Source organism: Amycolatopsis sp. QT-25 (assembly GCF_029369745.1).
Classification (GTDB): domain Bacteria; phylum Actinomycetota; class Actinomycetes; order Mycobacteriales; family Pseudonocardiaceae; genus Amycolatopsis.
Map to the genome: position 1 here is coordinate 1,644,947 of NZ_CP120210.1, position 20,923 is coordinate 1,665,869.

Genomic DNA, 20,923 nt, shown 5'->3' on the forward strand with positions numbered 1-20,923 from the left:
GCGTGTCTTACGTGGTGAGCTTTCGGAGTTTCTTGTGGCAGGTGAGGGCGGCTCCGAGGGTAAGGAAGGCGAGGAAGTGTTCGGCTTTGCGTTCGTAGCGCAGGGTGAGGCGGCGGTATCCGGTGAGCCAGGCCATGGTTCGCTCGATCACCCAGCGGTGTTTGCCGAGTTTGTCCGCGGATTCGATGCCTTTGCGGGCGATGCGGACTGTGATGCCGCGGTCGCGGACCCAGTGTCGGAGCGCGGGCTGGTCGTAGGCCTTGTCGGCGTGCAGCTTGGCGGGCTTGCGGCGTCGCGGGCCTCGGTGGGACTTGACCGCGGGGATCGCCATCACCAGGGGTTTGAGCGCGAGCGAGTCGTGGGTGTTCGCGGCGGAGATCGCGATCGTGAGCGGCAGGCCGGCACGGTCGGACAGGACGTGGATTTTCGAGCCGGGTTTACCTCGGTCGACCGGGCTGGGGCCGGTCAGAGATCCCCCTTTTTCGCGCGGACGGAGGCGCCGTCCACGATCGCACGACTCCAGTCGAGCAAGCCCCGGCTGCCCAGTTCGTCAAGCAGTACACGATGGAGCTCGCGCCATAGCCCGGCCTCTGTCCATTGCGCGAACCGGCGGTGCGCGGTCTGGAAGGGCACGCCGAACGACGGCGGCAGATCCCGCCAAGCACATCCGCTGGTCAGCACGTACACGATCGCCGTGAACACCTGCCGCGGATCCAACGGCGCGGTCCCACCACCCTGCGGACGCGGTGTGAACGCGGGGATCAACGGCTTCACCAGTTCCCACAGCTCATCCGGCACAAGACGCAAAGACAACCGATCAACCACGACCAAGATCATGGCGCATCAGCCACCGGTCGCCACGTAAGACACGCTCTAAGTGTAACGATTTCATCGCGGCCACGAAGATTAGTGCCAATCCTGGCGGCCGTAACGATTGGGCGCGGCCTGAGGATGTCCATAACAGCTTTTTATACAGAACCAGGTGTTGTCGTCACTGTCGATGCCGTAGAATCTTATGTGTTGTTTGCGTAAGAGTGCTAGCGAACTTGGTATCACTCGACGAATATGACGGAATCCTCTTTCTTGGAGTCGCCCGTGTCTCGCAAGCCCTCCCTCACGTTCGCCGGCGCGTTGCGCATCCTTGGCCAGCACGAGCCAAAAACGATTGGCAAGCTCGACAAGGTGTTGGGTGGAACTGTCCTTGCTGCGGGAGCCGCAGCCGTGATCAGTGGTGGTGGTGCGGCGCTCGCGCCTGCGGCCCTTCTGGCCGCGGTATGGAGCTGGGTGGACCAGAAGAATGAGGCCACGCGGTTACTGCGGGGTTTGGTCGGTAAGTTATCGGACCGGATGGCTGGTGTTAAAGGTGTGGCGCGCCGTGACCTGATTATCGCCGCGCACAGCACCATCGCTGCTGCCGCGTTCTTCGAGGTGCTAGAGGAGAACCTTGGCACTCGACGGATGCGTGAGCTGGCTATTACCGACGAGGAACGACGGCTGCTCACTATCGGCGCGCGCAAGCAAGACACCCTGGATTACTATGATTTCGTCTACTGGTCAGTGATCCCAGCTCCTTCGTCAACGTGTGGCTTTCAGGAGAACTTGGCCAACGTGTCTCGCTGGGTCGAGGCGGCGATAGCGAGGTCGCGCGGCTTCTTCATCGGTCTCACCACCGGCTCAGGAGTCGGCGCGGTGTTAGGCACAGCCTTCCGCGAGCAAGTCTTGGACCGCTATCACTGGCACTACCTGGCGCTGGCCGAGAAAGTCCCGGAGTTTGCGTTCTGGGCTGTCCTCAACGAACATGCCGCCACTAGGCACCGCTTCGAAGCGCTCAACACCGACGTGCGGACCGCTCTGGGGTCGCATGGGCGAGCGCTCGCTCAGGTTCAGGTTCTGCTCGGCCTGGTCTCCGACCGTCGCGCGGCTGTCAGTCGGCAGCGCGAGGGGCTGCGTAGCGCGAATGTGGGTCTTCTCGCCACGCTCATCGTGCCGAGCGATACTGAGCGCTACGATGCTGACGTCGTTTTTCCGACGATCGAGCGAGCCTTTGTGACTCCACATTACCGGATTGTGGCGCACGATAAGGACAGCCGGGTCGCGGATGAGCGCTGGTGGGCGGACCAACCGGTCGGGCAGGACCTAGAGCTGATGCTTGCTGCGCATTTCACCTCGGTCGATTCCACGTCCGTGCCGATGCTGCTGCTGGGGCATCCCGGTGCGGGCAAGTCCATCCTGACGAAGGTCCTCGCGGCTCGGTTGCCAGCAGAGGAGTACACCGTGGTTCGCGTGCCGTTACGTGGCGTGTCGGCCGGTGCGCCGATTGCCGATCAGATCCAGCAAGCCCTGGATATTGCGAGTAACAACCGACTGCAGTGGCAGGCGCTATCCGACCAGGCCGACACCGTCCTGGTGGTCCTGCTAGATGGCCTTGACGAGCTGCTTCAGGCAGCCGAATTTGACCGTAGTGAGTATCTGCGGGAGGTTATGGAGTTCCAGCGGATCGAAGGCGAGCAGAACCGGCCAGTGGCGGTCGTCGTGACGTCTCGGACCGTAGTAGCTGACCGGGTGGACGTGCCGAATGGTGCGGCGGTGGTCAAACTTGATGAATTCGACGACGGCCAGGTCGCCAGATGGCTCGGCGAGTGGCGTGCCGCGAACCTACTGGCGATCCAGTCGGGGACGGTACGCGAGCTGACTGCTGCCGAGGCGCTTCACCAGGCTGACTTGGTCAGACAGCCGCTGCTGCTGCTCATGCTCGCCCTCTACGCCGCCGATCCGAGGTCGCCAAAGCTCGACGCAGTCTTGTCGAAGTCGGCGCTATATGAGCGGATCTTCGACAGTTTCGCCCGGCGTGAGGTGCGTAAGCGCGCGCTCGGCCGACTGAGTCATCAGGAGCTGGAACGTCGTGTGTCCGATCAGGTCTTCCGATTGGCTGTCGCGGCGCTAGCCATGTTTAACCGCGGTTTGCAGAGCGTGCAGGAGTCTGATTTGCGGTCCGACCTAACGGCGTTGACGGGACAAGGCAATCTTCGCAACGACGAGAGAGCTAAATTGCTCGGTGAGTTCTTTTTTGTCCACGCGCCCGAGGCGATGATGCGGACGACGGAACGTTCCTACGAGTTCCTGCATGCCACCTTCGGCGAGTACTTGGTGGCACAGCACGGGCTAGGTGAGCTGGCTGCATTGGCCAACGCCGCCTACGGGGGCCGCTACCAAGAGCGGACTCCCAATGACGAGGCGCTGTTCGCCCTGCTCTCTCATCACGCCTGGGCTGCGAGACCGTCCATCGGCGACTTCGCGAAAGAGATCTTCGCAGAGATGTCGCCGGACGAGCAGGACCACATCCGTCGCGCGCTGCTGGACCTGCTCAGGTCGTTCCGGCAGCGGCAACGCTCTGCGGTGTTTGATGCCTATCGCCCGACGCCGTTTGACTTGGTGCGGCAGCTGGCGGTCTACTCAGCGAATCTGACCACGCTGTCGATCCTGTTCAGCGACCCCGAGATCGGACTCCCTCTAGTGGATGTGTTCGGCTACGACCAAGCCGAGGCATTAGTGAACTGGCAGTCACTGCTGTCGCTGTGGCGGTCCGGTCTGGACCGCGATAGCTGGCTGGCGCTACTATCCTCGTTGAACCTGGAAAGTAACACCGCGCTGGTAGACCGCGAACCGGAGTTCCACAGTTTCGAGATGCCCGGCGGGGATGAGTACTGGGCGGCTAAGGTCAGTGGCGACGATGTGCACGCCTCAAGAATCAGACGAGGGATTGCTCTAGTTGATGGCGCGCAGTTCTATAATCAAGGTCCAACTTGGGCGGACGAGATGCTCACGTTGCTGCAATTCGACGTACTCTCTGTGCATGGCTCAAATGAATCGTTACTAATCGTCGACCCGCCGGAAAATACCCCTTACGCAGATATCGAGTCTGTTGGGAAAGTGCTGGTCATGATGTTGCGTGTTTGTGCCCAATCGCTATCCGCTGAGTTCGCAACTAAGGTAGTGCAGAGTCTGGCTAGATATCCAGAACCTTTCGAAATTAGCCCGAGTGATGTGCTTGCGATCGCATACAAGCATCCGGAGGTTCTATTGCGCACCCCGCGGTTCCAGGATCAGGGTTTCTACGCTAATGTGAAAGAGGCGCTCCAGGCGGTTTTAGATAATGGCAAGCATGCTCTTGGTCCTGAGCTTCACGTGCAATGGGAGGAGTTGCGAACCCGGCTTCTCGGAAAAGATGTGCCCGAGCGATACTCCTACGATCAGTTGAGAGAGGTGCTCGGCAATTTCTGAGCGTGTGAAAGTTGCTCCTTGCGATTCGATGTCAACCTTACGATGCCTTGGTCGGATCTACGACGTGTCAGTGACCATTGCGTGCAGGTGATTGATGGCCGCACCCAGCGTCGTCCCGATCGGGTGCGAAACCCGGAACGGCTTGCAGTCGCGGTCATCGCCGGCATCGCGCTCCCCACGCCAACGCAAACCCGCCGCGCGTGCCCCTGCCGGTCAACTTGGGTAGCCGCACGCTCGGACATCTTCTCCAACTGAGTTTTCGCCCGGCGAACATCTCGGTTCACGTACCGCTGCGTCGAGAGTCGGCTTCCTTGATGGCAGTGATGCTCGGTCCGTCGGCGCTAATGCCGGTTTTGTCAGCGTCACGCTCAAGGTGGAAGTCGATGTTGATGGTCTTCCATGCCTGCGCTTTCACCTTCACGGAACGCAGTGTCGCGTTGCGGTCGAGACGCAGCACGACCACGGCGCCCAAGGCTGCGGTGGCCAGAGCACCGAAGATCACCAACGCGGCTACGGCCATGAGGTGATCCCCTCGTCGGGGTCGCCGTCGCCAGCGTTCAAGGCGTTCGGTGCTGGTGTCGTCGACACTGGGCCCGCTCCAGTGGCTGAGGAGGTCTTGTCGGTGGCGGGCTCCTCGCGGACCCAGCCGTTGTCGTCCTCGTAGACGACGGTGATGCCGGTGTGCTTGAGCAGGGCCAGAAGGTCTGGCCGGGGCCGTGTCGGTACGAGCAGCACGAGACCTGCCGCGTTGACGAACCGCGCGCAGTCCAGCAGGGCCCCGATGGCACTGCGGATTTGGTCTCGGGTGACCTGCGCCTTGATCTCAACCAGCTCGCGTGCTGTGTCATCCCACAGGCTGGGGCTGAACGGTTGTGCTTCCTCAGGGGGGAGGATCCGCAGCATGCGGGTCTCGTGGCCGATCCGTTCGAGATACTGCGTGTACCGATCGGCTAGTTCGTTCTTCTCGGCGCGCGAGCTGCGACGCAGAGGCTGGTGCCGCTCACTGGAGAGCATGAGGGGAGCTGCTTCGATGCGAAATACCCGGGCAGGAGCGTAGGGCGCCCTGGGGAGGGGGACGGGTAGATCGCCGAGCGGCTCTAGTCGGAACACGATGACCTGGCGCAACAGGTGTGGGTTGGTCGGGTCCGGGGCGTCCACCTGATAGAAGTCAGCGAGCGTGAACTCGCCCAGGTACGTGGCCCCGGCCTGGCCGGTCACGAACCCCTCCAGGGTCCGGCCATCTTGCTGGTGGTTCAGGATGGCCTTGTTGCCCTGAGTGAACTGCTGGTCACCGTTCTGCCCTTCGCCGAAGTAGTGCAGAAACCCATCATCGCCCAAACCGCCGAAGAAGCCAGTGCCCGGAGGTGAGTTGGTCACGGCGAAGAACATGACCACGCGGGCGCGGCTGGACGGGCTGATCCCGCTCTGCGGCCTGCCTCCAAAACGCTGGTGAATCTCTCGACGCGGCAGCTGCGCGCCGGGAGTCAACCCTTCAAGCAATCCGACCCTCCTCATTTACCCTCGAAATTTAGGGTAAATGTACCACCTCAAGAACTGTGCGGTGGGCGACCCTGGAAAATTGCTGGTCGGGGGTTGCGACTCGCTGGTGAAGCAAAAAAAATGACCTCATTTGAGGTGTGTCCTATAGTCGTCATGACTCTGAGGAGGCAGATTTTGACCCACGCGCAAGCTCTGCCGGACCCGCACGACCTCGACGCGTGGCGGGCCTGGGCCAACAGCCAGCTCGCCCGTCTCGACCTCACGGTCGACCTGCTGCACCGGGTTGTCGAGAACAGTCAGCGCAAGAGGGACGCGACCAGTCCGCTGGCCCCGGTGCAGACTCCCGGTCAGGACGGGTGGAGTGAGGCGGTGATCAGCTTCCGGGAGCAGACGGGCTGGGACCGCGACGAGGACGAGGGGCTTTCCCGGACCTGGCACCCCTCGCACACCTTCTACGTCGTGGTGCGTCCCGGCAACGACAGCACCGGCGTGTTCGGGGCGACGCCGAGCCCGAAGACGCGGCTGCGCACGGTTCTGCGGGACCTGATCGACGAGGTGCCCTATACGGCGCCTCTGTTCGACGTCACTGGGGACGGCCAGTCCAAATTGTCGCTGGAGGAGCGGCCGCAGCTGTGGCTGTTCCTGTTCTCCTACCGCGACGGCATGCTGTACGCGGAGCTGTCCCGGCCTGCGGAACGCATCGAGGACAAGATCACCAGGTATCACCAGCGGATCCCGCTTCCGCCGCTGCCGTACAACCGGACGGACACTAGTGTGATCGTCACCCCGGACGACGATCTGGACACCGGGCCAGACATCGACGTCCAGCCGATCTCATAGTCAGAAGCGGAGTTCTCGCGTGCCCGTCTCACCGTCCCGTCTCACGTTGGCGCGCGCCCTGCGCGGACAGACGCTGGCCGAGCTGGGACGCCAGACGGGCCTGAGCCCCCAGACGATCAACCGCTGGGAGAAGGGCCACCAGGAGCCGACCCCGGAGTACCTCGGCCGGTTGGCCGGGGCTCTTCGGCTGCCGGTCGAGTTCTTCACGCAACCCGAGATCGAACCGGTCCCGGTCGACGCCGTGAGCTTCCGCGCCGTCACCAAGACCCCGGCGTTCCGCCGCGACGCTGTGCTCGCGGCCGGCGGCATCGCCCGCGAGATCGCGACCTGGATCTCTGAGCGCTTCCGGCTGCCCGCCGCCGACGTCCCCTCGCTCAACCTGCCCCCCGACGCGTCCTTCCATGATGTCGAAACGATCGCCCTGCGGGTCCGCGGCCAGTGGGACCTCGATCAGCGGCCGATCCCGAACATGGTGCACCTGCTCGAAGCCCGCGGTGTCCGCGTGTTCTCCCTCGTGCAGGAGGTCCGCGACGTCGACGCCTTCTCCTTCTATATGGAGAACGAGCCGTTCGTCTTCATCGACACCGGAAAAACCGCGGAACGGCAGCGGTTCGACGCGGCCCACGAACTCGGCCACCTCGTCATGCACCAAGGACCCGAACGCGTGCAGAGCCGGGAAGCCGAACGTCAGGCCGACCGCTTCGCCGCCGCCTTCCTGATGCCCCGAGCCGACGTCCTCGCGTGCAACCTCCGCAATGCCGGCCCCGACCAGCTCATCGACGCCAGCCGCCGGTGGCGGGTGTCAGCTATGGCGCTCGCCCACCGGCTCGGAGAACTCGGGCTGCTCACCGAATGGGGCTACCGCAGTGCCTGCGTCGAGCTGGCCAAACGCGGCTACCGCCGCAGCGAACCTGGTAGCCATCTCGTCCCCGAATCATCACAGATCCTGGAGAAGGTCTTCGCGCACCTGCGCGCGAATGGGTCAGGTGTCAAAGCGATCATCGAGAGCACCAAACTCACCTCCGAAGAGTTCAACCGGCACGTCTTCGGCCTGGCGAAGACCGTCAGCCTGGGTGGTTCTGACGGGCTGGTCGTGACTGCGCGCCCGAACCGCAGTCACCTGCAACTGGTAGACGGCTAGCTGCAGGCAGAACGCGTAGCTGGACAGCCCCTGGGCGAAGTCGATCGCGCCGTCGTGGGGTTTCGTTGCCGCAGGCGAAGGCCTCGTGCACGCGATCCCTGCCCGAACGAGCTCGCGGTCGGCGCGGGCCCGGGGATCGCACTCGTCGACGACGCGCAGCGGCATGGGAGCGGCAGCCGCTTCCTGGTCCGGTTCCGCCACGATCTGCCCGGCTGCCGCAGGGCAATCACCCCGGAGAAACCCACGGCGCGGCCGTTCTGAGACGCGATCCGCGCGGGTGGCCGCCTACGATCGCGGAGTGGTGGACTCGACCTACGACTGGCTTCCTGAGCGTCATCTCGGCGTCGCGGCGACGCTGTCACATGCGGACGAGTTGATCGAGCAGGTCAGTGATCTGCTCTTCGAGTACCAGGCGCGGTCCGAGGGCGTGTTCGGTTTGCGTGAGGTGCCGGCGGGGCCTGTCAGTCGGACCGTGGTGGATCGTGTGGCTGTTGTTCCGCGCAAGGTGCCGTTGCTGGTGGCTGACGCGCTGGTGGCGTTGCGCGCCGCGCTCGAGCACGTGTTGTTCGCCGAGGTCGAGTTCGTGGACGGTGCGCCGCTCGGCGAGAAGGCGGCCAGGCTCGTGGAGATGCCCGCGTTGGACACGTACGAGAAGTTTGAGGCGTGGCGTAAGGGACGAGAGAAGAACGGTCCCTTGTCGCTGCGAGCGGGGAGCGAACTTCTTCGGCGCGTGGCCGGCCTGCAGCCCTTTCAACGCCAGGTGGAACCGCAGATGCATCCGCTGGCTCGTCTGGTTGTCCACACGAACCATGCGAAACACAGGACACCGGCGGTCGCGACTGTCCGTTTGGCTGCCATGTACCGCGGCGATCAGGTGCCCCGCTCGATTGAGGACCTGCCGCAGCAGCCCGAGAAACCGCTGCGTGTGGGCGACGTCATCGCGGAGACTCCGATCGGCACCAGGGTTCCCCTCACCCTGTTTCCGACGGTCGTGATTAACAGGCCTGGTACGGAACGCTGGCCCGTGCTCATGCAGGAGCTCGACGAGATCTCCCAGTGGGTCCGCTGCCAGGCGGTGCCACGCCTGATCACCGGTTCGGAACCGCCCCAGCCGCCACTTCCAGCGCGTTACAAGATCGGTATCGGTCACCAGGATGAACGCCGTGCGATAGCGGCGGGGCCATTGACGTCAGCTGCGAGCCGCCACACGCAACGTCTTAGTGCCGCATCGGCTCGGAACGACCTAGTCGGTCTCCTCGGCCAGATCGACGGCTTCCCGAGCGCTCAGCAGGTGTCGGCATGGCTGGCGCGACTGGCCGACGAGGAAGTCCTTGACAAGATCTCGACGTTGAAGCAGACCCACGACTATGACCCGCACGTAATGCGGCATAACGCTGAAGTCCTGACGCGCCTGCGCGACGAGATTCTGAACTTCGCTCGCAACAACAAGCCTGCCGAAGAGTAAGCGGATCACCAGGACCCGATCGCGGACCGTTATCCGCGGTCGACGAGGATCGGGCAGAGCAGACGATCGCCGCGTACGCGGAGCGGATTGGTCCAGAAAGGTCGCCACGACGCGTGCTCAACGTCATCTGACAGGCCGCTTGCCGAGTCACGATCGGTGAACGTTGTCGGTCCTCTGGTGATCTCATCTCACCCAGGGGCTGCGCGCGCCAAGGACAAGTTGTTGGGGGATGTTCTACTGTCGCAGTGTGAGGGAAGATGGCTGAGCAGGACCGGTTGGGCGCCGAGTTCGTCGGCATACGTGGCGACCGGTATTCGATCGTGTCGAGAATCGCCCCGGGCCGTCGCGGCACGATCGTGTACCGCGCGTTGAAGAACCCTGTGACGACGGTAGCCGAGAATGCTGGCGAGCCCGTCGCGGTCAAGGCCATTCCCCATAGTGCACGTAGCCACGATTTCGCCGCGTGGTACCGGGACGGTCGCTTGATCGAACGGGAGTGGGACATCTCCCAGGAGCTCCGCCGACTCAGTCATGATCATCTACTGCTGCTTGAGGACCGCGCTGTAGACGGGGACATCGAGTACCACGTCATGCCGCTGGCCGAAGAGACCCTCAGCGCGAAGGTCGGCACACTAAGCGACGCCCAGATCCTGGCGGTCGTACGCGAGTTGGCTCACGGACTCATCGAGCTCGCTGCTGCCTCGGTAGTACACCGCGACATCAAACCGTCCAACGTGTTGTTCTGGAATGACCGGTGGCGACTCGCCGACTTCGAGATCTCGCAGGACTTGAAACGCGAGAACACAGCCACGTGGACGGGGTCGGGTACACGGAACTATCAGGCCCCGGAGATCTTCACCGCAGGTCGGGAGAACATGCTCTCTGACCTCTATTCGCTGGGATGCCTGGTGTATGAGCTGCGTACGGGTCAGCCTCCCTTCGCCGATGCGACTGATATCCCGGGAGCTCATCTCAGCGCGGCTCCCGCACCGATCGCCGACATCGATCCCCAGCTTGGCCAGTTGATCCACCTGCTGCTCGCGAAACGACCGGCAGCACGTCCGCAGAGCCCGGAGGAAGTCCTCCGGCTCGCCCGACCGAGCACCACGCCGTCCCCACTGCGGCAACAGTTCCGCAAGCTGGCCGCCCGCTACGCCCGCGAGATCAGCGAGAGAAGCGTGGCCGAAGCCCGGCAGGACCGGCGGCGGCGCCTCACCGGAGAGGCCATTGTCCGGTTGGACAGCCTGCTTGCCCAGGCGACCCGGGAGCTCGAGTCGACGCCGATGGACGTGGTGTTCCGCAAGGATGAGCACGCGAGTTCGTGGTTCATCCGGCTCTACGGGCACCAGTTGTCGATCATTTTGGTGGATGGCAGCGATCGCGTGGACGACATTGTGTGCATGGGTGTCCTGCACGTCTTGGCGGAGGGCGAGCGCGCCCGCCGATACGCGACCGCGAACGTAGTGTGCGAAGAAGCCGATGGGATACCCCGCTGGTCGCTCCTCCGGTTCACCGCGAACGGTCTCGCCGTGGAGAGCGACCGCATCGGCCGGCAGGGACGCTGGGTGGGTCTCAAGGAGAGCGATCTGTGGATGGCGTGGGCACACCGGAAAGACGCGGTCGCGCCCGCGATCCTGAGCCGAACGAACCTCACTGTGGACGTGTTATTGGAGACCCTTCTCACCGAAGCCGAATCTGGTAGCAACCCCTAACCCCACGCACCAGCAGGCGCGGGGTGACCGCGGCAACCCCATCACGGCCTTCTACGACGGCCAGGGCACGACGATCCTTCGATGCACGAGCAGGGCCGATGGCGAGTATTCGCATTGTCCGTCCCGGTTTGGGCACCGGGTTCTTCCCCCTCACCCACCCTAACGACCACTATCAGGTGTTACTGGCCAGCGACGTCATCGCGGAACGCCGGAGCCGAAGCTACCCACGCGTGTCCTAACCGACCGGCATTGCTGCTACGCCCGTGTCAGCCGTTCCAGCTCACCGAGCCGTAGGCCTTCGGCGGCACCCGTTGACGGCACGGTCGGGCAGCAGGGTCCACCCACGCCGCGTGCCACAGGACAAGATTAGTACGTTCAACGACACTGGCGTTCGCCTTACATGGCAGCGCGGCGAACAATTGCTCGATGGCGGTCAGTGCCCACCCGATATCAACTATCACGGCGTGGACGACCGACACGCACAATCCGGTGACGGCAAACGCTCGCTCGGCGGAGGCCAACGCGCGTGTAGGCAGCGAGCGGGGTTCGTAACGAGGATGGTCTTAGTATTCCGCTAGGCCCCGCACTATGTGGAGTCAGGATGTATCGTTGTCCCTGGTTGCAATATTATTCTGAATTTTTGTGAGTGTGTCGCTGGCGGGATAGAGATAGTCGAGGGCGCTGATCGCAAATTCGCGGAACTGTTGGCCTTCGGAGGGATCGCCGGGTTTCTCCTCAAGTACTATGCGCAGCAGTTGCTCCGCGCCATCCTCCAGCTTGCTATCCAAAAGTTGAAGCGCGATCTGTGCAACGGTGCCCCAATCCCGAGCTAGCACGCGAGAACGTAATACGTCCCATAGCTGAGGCGCAGTAGAGTGCGTGCGAACTAGATGTTCTGCAGCGAAGTACTCGAGAAACGTGCGATGAGTGAAGCCGTAAAGGCGCTCGCCGCTGCCACTGACTCCCATATCGGTCATGACCCAAGACCGTCCTGTGCAATATTCGATGAATTGCTCGGCGCGCTCACTGGCCTCGTCATGATCGAAATTTTTGGCTACTAGGTGGTCGATCAAAATTTGCACAATCCGGCGGCGGGGTTGGGCTTTGCCGGGCTCCTCGGAGTCAAGCAGGCGCCATGCCAGGTATTGCACAGCACTGCGCAATTGGCCTGCAAAGTGAAGTTCCTGACTGATGCCACGTGTGCGATCCCAACGGTCGAACATCATCACCGCGCATCGTTCGTAGACTGTGGCGAGGTTGCGTGGGAGATAGTGTTCATGGGAGTACATCTCACAGAGCAGGGCTAGTATCAGGGGGTTTGCTCGCAACTTTGCGAGATCGGTGCTTTCTGCGATAAACGAGGACGCAAGCCGTGACCGTTCCATTGGCGGCGTTGCCTCATCCAACGCAAACCAATGCTCGACATACCGGCGAACCTGGTCATGGTCACGGTCGGCAATGAATCCAACCCTGAATAAGCGTCGATCGAGTGACGCTTCGTCGTACCCTACCTGCCGCGCTGTGACGACTACGGGAACCAGCGGATAGTGATGGACGAAACCGTCGATCAGCTGATCGAACTTGCGCCGCAGCTCGGGTTCGACTAGCTCGTCCAGGCCATCCAGTAGCACTACCGCGCGTCCATTAAGCAGCAAATGCTCAACAGCATTTGGCGGTGGCTCGACGTTGTAGGGGTCGCGACAGACCTGTTCGAGGTAGTGCACCAAGCTCCTGTCACCCGTGCGAAACGAGGAAGCGAAGTGGCGTAGAAGGAGGAGGAACGGGACCCGTCCCGCACCTCCGGGAAGCCGGTCAAACGCGATGTCGTGAGCAAGTTTTGCTAACAGGGTGGACTTTCCGGCACCGGGATTACCCAGAATCACTGAACGCTGCCCCGGCAACACCAGAGAGGTCATATCCAACATTTCCAGATCGCCCTGCTCGGAACGCAACACCGGCTCGACGTAGAGTTGGTCATAGGGCACTGAGCGACTGATGCCCACATGGTGCAGACGCATGTGCCCATGCAGGGCGGCTACCTGGCCACGAAGCTGTGATGCGAACTCCGGGACGTCAATGACGTTGACTTTGGTCTTGTCAGCGGCCTGAGGCAGGTCACGACGGGAAGCCCACTCCCATGCGCTGGCGGCGGTCATGCTCACTGTCGATGTCAACTGCACGACAACGTCTGACGCGCTCTCGTCAGGCAACAGGATGGAATTGGGTGTTACATCCATGGCTAGAGCGATAGCGACGAGGTCGTCCACGTCGAGCCGACGCTGTCCTTTCTCGATTTTGGAGAGCGCGGACAGTAGGATTGGGCGACCGAGCTCGCGAAGCTTCTCGGCGAGCTGTTGCAGCGTGAGGCCTCGAGCACGGCGAAGTTGACGAAGGTGTTGGCCGACGCGTTCACCTGTGAGCCCAAGCGCCTCTGTTCGCCTTTCCATCGCCACATGCTATCTGATTCTCCAAAATAGAGAAAGTTTGTTTATCTTGACGAATTGAATGTCTTCCTGGGAGTGTGTGCTCGGACAGAGAGCGGCGTGGCCGAACAGAAGTGACGGCCCCCGTTGGCGTGGGAGCCGTCCTCGTCCGACCGCTCAGGCAGCAGGAGGGACGATGGCGACTGTAGACGATTCTCGTGGCAGATCCCAAGACGAACGTGCAGGGCATTGCGCCGGCGAAGACGACTCGTTGCTCTCTCAACGGTCATTGTTGATCTTCCTTGTGGCGGCCGGGATTGGGCTCTTGAGTGGGTTAGAGCGTGTCTCAGTAGGTGATCTTCTTGAAGCAAGTGAGGGTGGCGGCGAGGGTGAGGAAGGCGCAGAAGTGGTTGGCGTAGCGGTCGTATCGGGTGGCGAGCCGGTGGTAGCCGAAGAGCCAGGCGATGGATCGTTCGATGACCCAGCGGTGTTGACCGAGTTTCCTGCTCGACTCGATGCCTTTGCGGGCGATCCGGACCTTGATGCCGCGTCCGCTGACCCACCTTCGCAATTCGACCTGGTCGTAGGCCTTGTCGGCGTGCAGCTTCCCTGGTTTGCGCCGGCGAGGGCCGCGTCGGGATCTGATCGCTGGGACGGCCATCACCAGCGGCTTGAGGGCGTAGGAGTCGTTGGTGTTGGCCGCCGACACCGCCACCGACAGGGGTAGCCCGGCCCGGTCGGACAGAACATGGATCTTCGAGCCACTCTTGCCGCGATCGACCGGGTTCGGGCCGGTCATGGATCCCCTTTTTTGGCTCTGACAGACGCACCGTCACAGACCGCCCGAGACCAGTCGATCATGCCCCGGCCACCGAGTTCATCCAGGACCACGCGATGCAGCCGGGGCCACAGGCCCGCCTTGGTCCATTCGGTGAACCGCCGATGCGCGGTCGGCACGGTGACACCGAACGACGGCGGCAGATACCGCCACGCGCAACCGCTGGTCAGCACGAACACGATCGCCGTGAACACCGCCCGGTCGTCCACTCGCGCCGGTCCACCGCCCTGCGGGCGAACCCCATGCTCCGGAATCAGCGGCTCCGCCAGCGCCCATAACTCATCCGGCACCAGCCGCCGAGACAAATCGTCCACAGCTCAAGATCATGCACTATGACCAAGCAAACCCCTACTGAGACACGCTCTTAGGCAGTGCCTGCATGGCAGGTTTTGCCGCAGCTCGAACTGGAGGTCCAACAGTAGGAATCATGGTAGGCATCGCTACAGGCCTAAGCACTGCGACGCTCGTCGGTTTGACTGTTGCCAAAGCGCTGCACGCGCTTGTCAGCAAGAAGACCCGTTAGTAGCTACCCGCAACGCAACAGCCTTGGATCTGGATCGCCAACGCGTCGAGGACGTCCTTGCCCCTCGGCATAGCTGCGGACAGGCCGGTTGAGGCGAACTGTGGTTCGGGACCACATGACCGGTCCGCCCGCGTTTCGAGCGGGACTTCAACCACTCTGAGCTCGTGGATTAGGTGTAGTCCGGTGACGGCTATGGGCCCGCCACAAAGTCATCGCACGCGCGAGCGTCACGTTGCTCGTCCGCGGCCAGGTTCAAGCCGCCGACGGTGTCGTCACCCTCGTCGCCGACCAACTCGAACCACTCGACCTGTCCATGCCCACCGGCCCATCGCGGGACTTCCGATGACCGGCGCCAACCACGGGTGGCGTGTAGGGTCTCAAAACTCATTTCATATTCTCATCGGTCGCTTCATCTCCGCTTCATTTACGAAGCGGAGATGAGACTGGGCCGTCCGGGTAGTTGTCGTCGATACGCTGCGGTAGCTCGGTTCCGGTGTGCCGGTCTGGTGGGAGTGTGCCCTCGCCGATAGGCATCCAGGTGCGAGGGAGCAGTGATGGCAGCTGCGAGCATTTCCGCGTCGACGACGGTCAGCTACCGCTGCGCGGACACGGCGGCCGAGGAAGTGCAAGTGTGGGCGTCGGTCGAACCGGACGTATTGAGGTCGGCAGTGCCGTGGCGGACTTTCCGCTGGTACAAGGGGCAGAAGCACTACTCGGGCACGTTCTGGTCGGCAACTGAGCGCGATCTGGTGATCTACGAGTCCCGGCTGGAGTTGGCGCGGTTGCTGTTCGCGGACTTCGATACTTCCGTGGGGCGCATCGTGCCCCAGCCGTTTCTCTTGCGCGCCGTAGTCGCTGGGGCGCTACGCAGACACATTCCAGACTATCTGCTGTTCACGACCTCAGGACCGCTGGTGGTGGATGTCAAGCTGCGGCATCGCGTGGACAGGCCGGACAACGCGTTCACCTTCGCCTGGACCCGGCAGGTGGTGGAGTCACGCGGCTGGCGATACGAGGTATGGAGTGAGCCACCTGCCGTCGAGCTGCAGAACGTGCGGTTCCTGGCTGGGTATCGACGGGATTGGCTGTTCGATCACGGGCTTCTCGCTGAGCTGCGCGCCGCGGATCTCGACGGTGCGACGCTGGAGGTGACGTTCCGCTCATTCCCGAAACAGCCGACGGCGGTCGTGCGGTGTGCCGACGTCTCCCGCGTTCACCCACACCGTGCCGCCCGGCGCGGCCAGGTACCACGCACAGCTCACCGATCCGTTGGGAAGAAAGGGAAACCTGGTGGCCGTGGGTCCGGCCTGAAGTTCGCGACCACCCGGTCGCACGGCGCTGGGGCCGACCGGCTGCCCGGTCGGCCCCAGCAGAGTGAAAGCAGCCGTGGCAAGGCCTTCAGGCCCGGTCAGGCCACACGAACCCACAGCGAGTACCCGTCACGGTAGTCGTCCCACTTGCATTTGTAGTCCAGCCACTGCTTGGTGATGACGCCGGTCTTGCCAGTGAACTTGCAGGTGATGAGGCTTTCGAAGGTGTGCCGGTACTCCCAGAGCTCACCGCCGAACTCCACGGACGCCGCCGATGCCGCCGATGCTGCGGACGGCGTGGCATGCCCGCCGCCAGGCGCGGCACTCGCATGAGCACCGGTGGCGGGCATCACCAAAAGCGACAGCGCGAAGGCTGCGGCGATGACAATTCTTCGCATCATGTTTCCCTCCCTTGTTTCACTGCTGAAGCAATCAGTGATAGGGCTTCACCCACAGGATCCACGGCCCGGTGAGGCCCGATTTCACGCACATCCAGCCCGACCACCAGCCCTGGTCGAGCCCGAAGTTCCCCCACCACTTGCAGGACCACGGGTCGGGGAACGGGCCGTCGTACTCCCATTCATGCGTCTGCGCCGTCGACACGGACTGCGTTACCGCGGCCGTCGTAGCCGCTCCCGCGGGCTGTCCCAGTCCGAGCAGCAATGCAAGTGCGAGGACCAACGGAATGCTGATCATCGTGATCTTCTTGCCCGTTCGAGTGGCGTTCTCCTTCATGCGATTCCCCTTCCGTCCGAATGTGCACCTGGCACTGGAGACAGTTTTGGTACACGCGGCTCGGCACTACGCCACCAGCGCGGCCGTGTTGGGACGGCTGGGACAGCACTCGCTTTTGAACCGCCGCGCTGATCATTGAGCTGGACGCCATCTACGGATCAACCGGACCGCTCACGGCGAACGAACTCCGAGCCGTTCCCCAGCAGCCGACCGATCAACGTCGAAACTATGAAACGCCTCCGGCGATCGCGTAGTCACCTGGGTCGCATCGCGCGGTGGACGTGGAACCGTAGAAACCCCACGGTGCCATGTATTGGGTTCCGAATACGGGATACTGCCTGTTGATGCGGACATCCACGCACGTCAGCCAGGCACTGTAGAACTCTTTCGGGAGCAGCGCGCTGCGCTTGCAACTCCCGCTGATGTAGGTCCAGGGGTTGATGTCCTTCACAGTGCGACAGGTCTTCGACAGCGTCGTCACGTCACTGGTGACCGCAGCAGGGGCCGCGGAATCTGCGCCTGCGGCCTGTGCCGGAGTGGTCAGGGCTGCCCCCACGGCGGCGAGCGCCGCACAGAACACCATCGCACGTTGTGCCGTTCGAACCATGACTTCTCCTTCGCTGTTGGTCACGTCGGCTGATACGGACGTGATGAACACCGTGGACTCCTGATTCGTCGTGGCGTCACCATGTTCTGGCAATCGCCTGGTCAGCGGTCGTAAGACGGTGTGCGGGCGGAGTAAGAAGGGGCCTGGGGAGGTGGGCATCGTGGTGACAGAGCTGCGTGTGCTCGGGCAGGTCGAGCTGCGGGTCGACGGCCGGATGGTGGAGGTTGGTCACGCGCGCCAGCGGTGTGTACTAGCGGTTCTGCTGGTGGAGGCCAATCGAGTCGTCACGATGGAGCAGTTGCTGGACCGTGTGTGGGCGGATCGGTTGCCGTACAAAGCTCGGCAGGTGGCGAGCAACTACGTGTCGCGGCTACGACAGGTGCTGACGCCGGCTGGTGATGTCGCAGTCGTGCGGCGGGGCGGTGGGTACGTGCTGGAGGTGGATCCGGAGGCGGTGGACCTGCTCCGGTTCCGTCACCTCGTACAGCAGGCCCGCGACGCAGACGACGTGCGGGCGCTGGTGCTGCTGGAGGAGGCGACGGGGCTGTGGCGGGGTGAGCCGTTCGCTGGGTTGGACACCCAGTGGCTGGCTGCTGTTCGCGCCGGCCTCGAGCGGGAACGCGTCGCCGCCAGGCTCGACCGTATCGACGTTGCGTTGTGCTGCGGCCGGCACACGGAGGTGTTGCCCGAACTGTTCGCACTGGTGGAACAGGAAGACGTGGACGAACGCGTCGCCGCCCAGTTCATGCTCGCCTTGTACCGCGCCGGGCGCACCACCGACGCGCTGGCCCACTACCGGCAACTGCGTGCCCGGCTGATCGAGCAACTGGGCACCGAGCCCGGCACCGCACTGCGGGACCTGCATCAGCGCATCCTCGGCACCGACCTCGCCCTCGCCCCACCCTCGACGTCGACCACGCGTGGGACGGCGGCGAAGGCGGAGCAGCCGGTGCCCCGGCATTTGCCTGCGCCACCACGGTGGTTCACCGGCCGCGACACCGAACTGGACCGCCTGGACGAAGCGCTGACCGCTGGGCCGGATGAGAACCCGCTGCGGTCTGGGACCGGTTCAGGGACCCGGACCGCCGGAACAGTATTGATCTCGGCGATCGGCGGGGCGGGCGGGATCGGCAAGACCTGGCTGGCCCTGGCGTGGGCGCACCGCCACGCCGAACAGTTCCCCGACGGACAGCTGTTCGTGGATCTGCACGGATTCAGCCCCACCCAAGAGCCGATGGCTCCCGAGGTAGCAGTGCGCAGGTTCCTCGACGCCCTGGGGATCGATCCCGGCCGCATCCCGACCGACCTGGACGCGCAGGCCGCGCTATACCGGAGCCTGGTCGCGGGCCGGCGGATGCTGATCGTGCTGGACAACGCGGCCGCCGCCGAGCAGGTCGTCCCTCTGCTGCCGGGCAGCCCGGCCTGTACCGTGCTGATCACCGGCCGCACCAGGCTTGCCTCGCTGATCGACAGATACGGCGCCCGTCACCTGACCCTGGACGTACTCACCCCACAGGAGGCTCGCGCCCTGCTGGCCGCACGCCTCGGCGCAGACCGTGTCGCTGCAGAGGCCAGCGCCGTCGACGAGTTGGTCGAGTTGTGCGGGGGTTATCCGCTGGCACTGACGATCGCCGCTCGCGACGCCAGCACCCGCCCCGGCATCCCGCTGGCCGAGATCACCGCAGAGCTGCGCGAGCTAGATTTGGAAATGCTCGACCACGACACCGACCCCGCGGCCAGCCTGCCCGCCGTCCTCTCGTGGTCCCTGCGCCGCCTTAAAAACGAACAACGCACCGTGTTCGCACTTCTGGGCATCGCTCCCGGCCCCGACGTCGGGCTGCCCGCTGCAGCCAGTCTGACCGGACTATCTCAACTGCACACCAGCAAGATTCTGGGCGCGCTGGAGGACGCATCGCTGCTGACCCGCCAGCCCCGCAGCCGATACACCATGCACGACCTGATCCGCGGCTACGCCGCCGCCACCGCGCATGACAACCTCCGTGGTGATGTGAGGGAGGCTGCGTTGCGGCGGGTGGTCGACTTCTATCTGCACACCGCCCATACCGCCGACCGGCTCCTGGAACCCCATCGCCAGCCTATGGAGTTCGACCCGTCCGTTCCGAACTGTCATCCCCTCACGCTGCCCGACACTCCGGCCGCGCTTGCCTGGTTCGACATCGAATACCCCTGTCTGCTGGCTACCCAGCACATCGCCGCTACCCACCATTGGCACCAGGCCGTATGGCGGCTGGCATGGACCCTGACCACCTTCCATCACCGGCGGGGACATCGGCACGACCGGCTCGCCGTCTGGCAAGCTGCGCTGACCGCCGCCGGTAATCTCCACGAGCCCATCGCCCACACCGCGGCGCACCGTTACCTCGGCTACGCCTACGCCGAGCTGGAGCTGCACGACGAGGCGATCGAGCACCTGCACCAGGCCCTCACCCTGGCCGAACATCACCACGACCGCACCAACCAGGCCCACGCCTACCAGGCGCTCGCGTGGGCGTGCGAGCTGCGGGGGGACGACCGGCAGGCACTGGAGCACGCCAGCCATGCCCTGGGCTTTTTCCGCATCATTGGCAACCCTGTGTGGGAGGCCTGGATGCTCAACGCGGTGGGCTGGTACAGCGCCCGGCTCGGAGACTACGACCAGGCCCGCGACTACTGCTACGCCGCGCTCGCCCTGTACCGCCGTCACCCCGAGCCCCACGGTGCAGCGCATGTCTTGGACAGCCTGGGGTACATCGAGCACCACGCCGGCCACCACGAGCAGGCCATCCGCCATTACCAGCAGGCCCTCATCCTGTTCCGCGATCTCGGAAACGCCTACGAACTCGCCGAGACTCTCGACGGGCTGGGCAGCCCGCACATCACTCTCGGCCAGCACGTACAGGCTGGCGCGGTGTGGCGGGAGGCACTGGAGCTGTACCGGGAACAAGGCCGCGACGAAGACGCCGCCCGCCTGCAACGGCAACTCGACGACCTTGGTTCGACTGCGGAGTCGAACAGGACGAACAAGCCCGCCTCCGCCGACCACGATGGAAGGCGGCAACCCTGAGCGCGTCCAGCTACCCTGGGACCTTCTCCCGGAGCTTGGGCAATTGAAGAAGTGTCACGGCCTATGAGACTGATCATGGTGACATCACCGTGAGACAGCCCAGATACCTACAGGTCAACGAACACCAACATGTCATCGGCGGCGGGACCCTACATGGCGCACCCTCGAGGTCCCCATCCGCCCTGGCATCGGGACAACGACCCTCTGGCCTGGGGGACACAAGCTCGAGGTCGAGGGCGTCAGGCAGAGCTGGTCACAGGACTACCGCGCACCGAGTGGCTCTGCGAAGCCTGTCACGCCCTTCCCGCCGTGGTGGACTCTGGGCGCAAATCGACCCCACTCCTGCACGGCACGTCACCGAGGGCCAAGTCGACGAGTACGGGCTCCGCCTCGTCCTGCTCCGCCCATCGACGCCCGCCGGGATTGGTGTTATCCAGCTGCGGCTGCGGCACACGACCTTCGGTGAAGTCCAGCTCTCCCTCTT

At 63.7% G+C, this 20,923-nt stretch carries 15 protein-coding genes; 7 read left to right on the plus strand and 8 right to left on the minus strand.

Going from position 1 to position 20,923, the window contains the following annotated elements:
- Positions 1–7 precede the first annotated feature (7 nt).
- A protein-coding gene (locus P3102_RS07670) for an IS5 family transposase (protein WP_276363339.1) occupies positions 8–825 on the minus strand; the annotation gives its coding sequence in 2 pieces (ribosomal slippage) (positions 8–483 and positions 483–825; 819 coding nt in all).
- A 270-nt stretch (positions 826–1,095) separates the two neighbouring features.
- Here P3102_RS07670 and P3102_RS07675 point away from each other — a divergent pair.
- The gene (locus P3102_RS07675) at positions 1,096–4,281 is read left to right on the plus strand and encodes an AAA family ATPase (RefSeq protein ID WP_276367695.1); all 3,186 of its coding nucleotides are present in this window, start codon (positions 1,096–1,098) and stop codon (positions 4,279–4,281) included.
- 280 nt (positions 4,282–4,561) lie between these two features.
- On the opposite strand, the gene P3102_RS07680 is transcribed toward P3102_RS07675, so the two are convergent.
- Entirely contained in the window at positions 4,562–4,801 is a 240-nt protein-coding gene (locus tag P3102_RS07680) for a hypothetical protein (protein WP_276367696.1), read from the minus strand.
- Positions 4,792–5,781, minus strand: coding sequence for a hypothetical protein (locus P3102_RS07685; protein WP_276367698.1), 990 nt, complete (start codon positions 5,779–5,781; stop codon positions 4,792–4,794). The genes P3102_RS07680 and P3102_RS07685 overlap by 10 nt, the downstream gene beginning before the upstream one ends.
- Positions 5,782–5,955: 174 nt before the next feature.
- On the opposite strand from P3102_RS07685, the gene P3102_RS07690 reads away from it, so the two are divergent.
- The 4 genes from P3102_RS07690 (at position 5,956) to P3102_RS07705 (ending at position 10,939) form a co-directional block, all read left to right on the plus strand.
- Positions 5,956–6,621 carry a hypothetical protein gene (locus P3102_RS07690; RefSeq protein ID WP_276367700.1) on the plus strand — a complete coding sequence of 222 codons (666 nt, stop codon included), beginning with the start codon at positions 5,956–5,958 and terminating at the stop codon, positions 6,619–6,621.
- Positions 6,622–6,640: 19 nt separating this feature from the next.
- On the plus strand, positions 6,641–7,762 hold the full coding sequence (locus P3102_RS07695) for an ImmA/IrrE family metallo-endopeptidase (RefSeq protein ID WP_276367702.1): 1,122 nt from the start codon (positions 6,641–6,643) through the stop codon (positions 7,760–7,762).
- Positions 7,763–8,060: 298 nt separating this feature from the next.
- Positions 8,061–9,227, plus strand: a complete 1,167-nt coding sequence (locus P3102_RS07700) for a hypothetical protein (RefSeq protein ID WP_276367703.1) — start codon at positions 8,061–8,063, stop codon at positions 9,225–9,227.
- A 257-nt stretch (positions 9,228–9,484) separates the two neighbouring features.
- A complete protein-coding gene (locus tag P3102_RS07705) occupies positions 9,485–10,939 on the plus strand; it encodes a serine/threonine-protein kinase (protein ID WP_276367705.1) in 1,455 nt (484 codons plus the stop codon).
- Positions 10,940–11,535: 596 nt separating this feature from the next.
- Here P3102_RS07705 and P3102_RS07710 read toward each other — a convergent pair.
- Positions 11,536–13,386 carry a helix-turn-helix domain-containing protein gene (locus P3102_RS07710; protein WP_276367707.1) on the minus strand — a complete coding sequence of 617 codons (1,851 nt, stop codon included), beginning with the start codon at positions 13,384–13,386 and terminating at the stop codon, positions 11,536–11,538.
- Positions 13,387–13,708: 322 nt separating this feature from the next.
- Positions 13,709–14,505, minus strand: a protein-coding gene (locus P3102_RS07715) for an IS5 family transposase (protein WP_276371037.1) whose coding sequence is annotated in 2 segments (ribosomal slippage) — positions 13,709–14,169 and positions 14,169–14,505 — 798 coding nt in all. Because the reading frame shifts where the segments join, the coding sequence is not laid out codon by codon here.
- 772 nt (positions 14,506–15,277) lie between these two features.
- Here P3102_RS07715 and P3102_RS07720 point away from each other — a divergent pair.
- Positions 15,278–16,171: a TnsA-like heteromeric transposase endonuclease subunit gene (locus tag P3102_RS07720; protein ID WP_276367708.1), complete on the plus strand. Its 894-nt coding sequence runs from the start codon at positions 15,278–15,280 to the stop codon at positions 16,169–16,171.
- On the opposite strand, the gene P3102_RS07725 is transcribed toward P3102_RS07720, so the two are convergent.
- The 3 genes from P3102_RS07725 to P3102_RS07735 form a co-directional block, all read right to left on the minus strand.
- Positions 16,132–16,434 (minus strand): hypothetical protein, encoded by a 303-nt coding sequence (locus tag P3102_RS07725; RefSeq protein ID WP_276367710.1) that lies wholly within the window; start codon positions 16,432–16,434, stop codon positions 16,132–16,134. The genes P3102_RS07720 and P3102_RS07725 overlap by 40 nt on opposite strands.
- 31 nt (positions 16,435–16,465) lie before the next feature.
- On the minus strand, positions 16,466–16,768 hold the full coding sequence (locus tag P3102_RS07730; protein ID WP_276367712.1) for a hypothetical protein: 303 nt from the start codon (positions 16,766–16,768) through the stop codon (positions 16,466–16,468).
- Positions 16,769–16,994: 226 nt separating this feature from the next.
- Positions 16,995–17,426, minus strand: a complete 432-nt coding sequence (locus P3102_RS07735) for a hypothetical protein (RefSeq protein ID WP_276367713.1) — start codon at positions 17,424–17,426, stop codon at positions 16,995–16,997.
- A gap of 109 nt (positions 17,427–17,535) precedes the next feature.
- On the opposite strand from P3102_RS07735, the gene P3102_RS07740 reads away from it, so the two are divergent.
- Positions 17,536–20,439 (plus strand): BTAD domain-containing putative transcriptional regulator, encoded by a 2,904-nt coding sequence (locus P3102_RS07740; RefSeq protein WP_276367715.1) that lies wholly within the window; start codon positions 17,536–17,538, stop codon positions 20,437–20,439.
- Positions 20,440–20,923: the final 484 nt, after the last annotated feature.

What these genes read in the sequence shown, in the direction of transcription:
- P3102_RS07680 (WP_276367696.1), bottom strand. Translation starts at nt 4,801, where the DNA reads ATGGCCGTAGCCGCGTTGGTGATCTTCGGTGCTCTGGCCACCGCAGCC.
- P3102_RS07705 (WP_276367705.1), top strand. Translation starts at nt 9,485, where the DNA reads ATGGCTGAGCAGGACCGGTTGGGCGCCGAGTTCGTCGGCATACGTGGC.
- P3102_RS07710 (WP_276367707.1), bottom strand. Translation starts at nt 13,386, where the DNA reads ATGGAAAGGCGAACAGAGGCGCTTGGGCTCACAGGTGAACGCGTCGGC.
- P3102_RS07720 (WP_276367708.1), top strand. Translation starts at nt 15,278, where the DNA reads ATGGCAGCTGCGAGCATTTCCGCGTCGACGACGGTCAGCTACCGCTGC.
- P3102_RS07725 (WP_276367710.1), bottom strand. Translation starts at nt 16,434, where the DNA reads ATGATGCGAAGAATTGTCATCGCCGCAGCCTTCGCGCTGTCGCTTTTG.
- P3102_RS07730 (WP_276367712.1), bottom strand. Translation starts at nt 16,768, where the DNA reads ATGAAGGAGAACGCCACTCGAACGGGCAAGAAGATCACGATGATCAGC.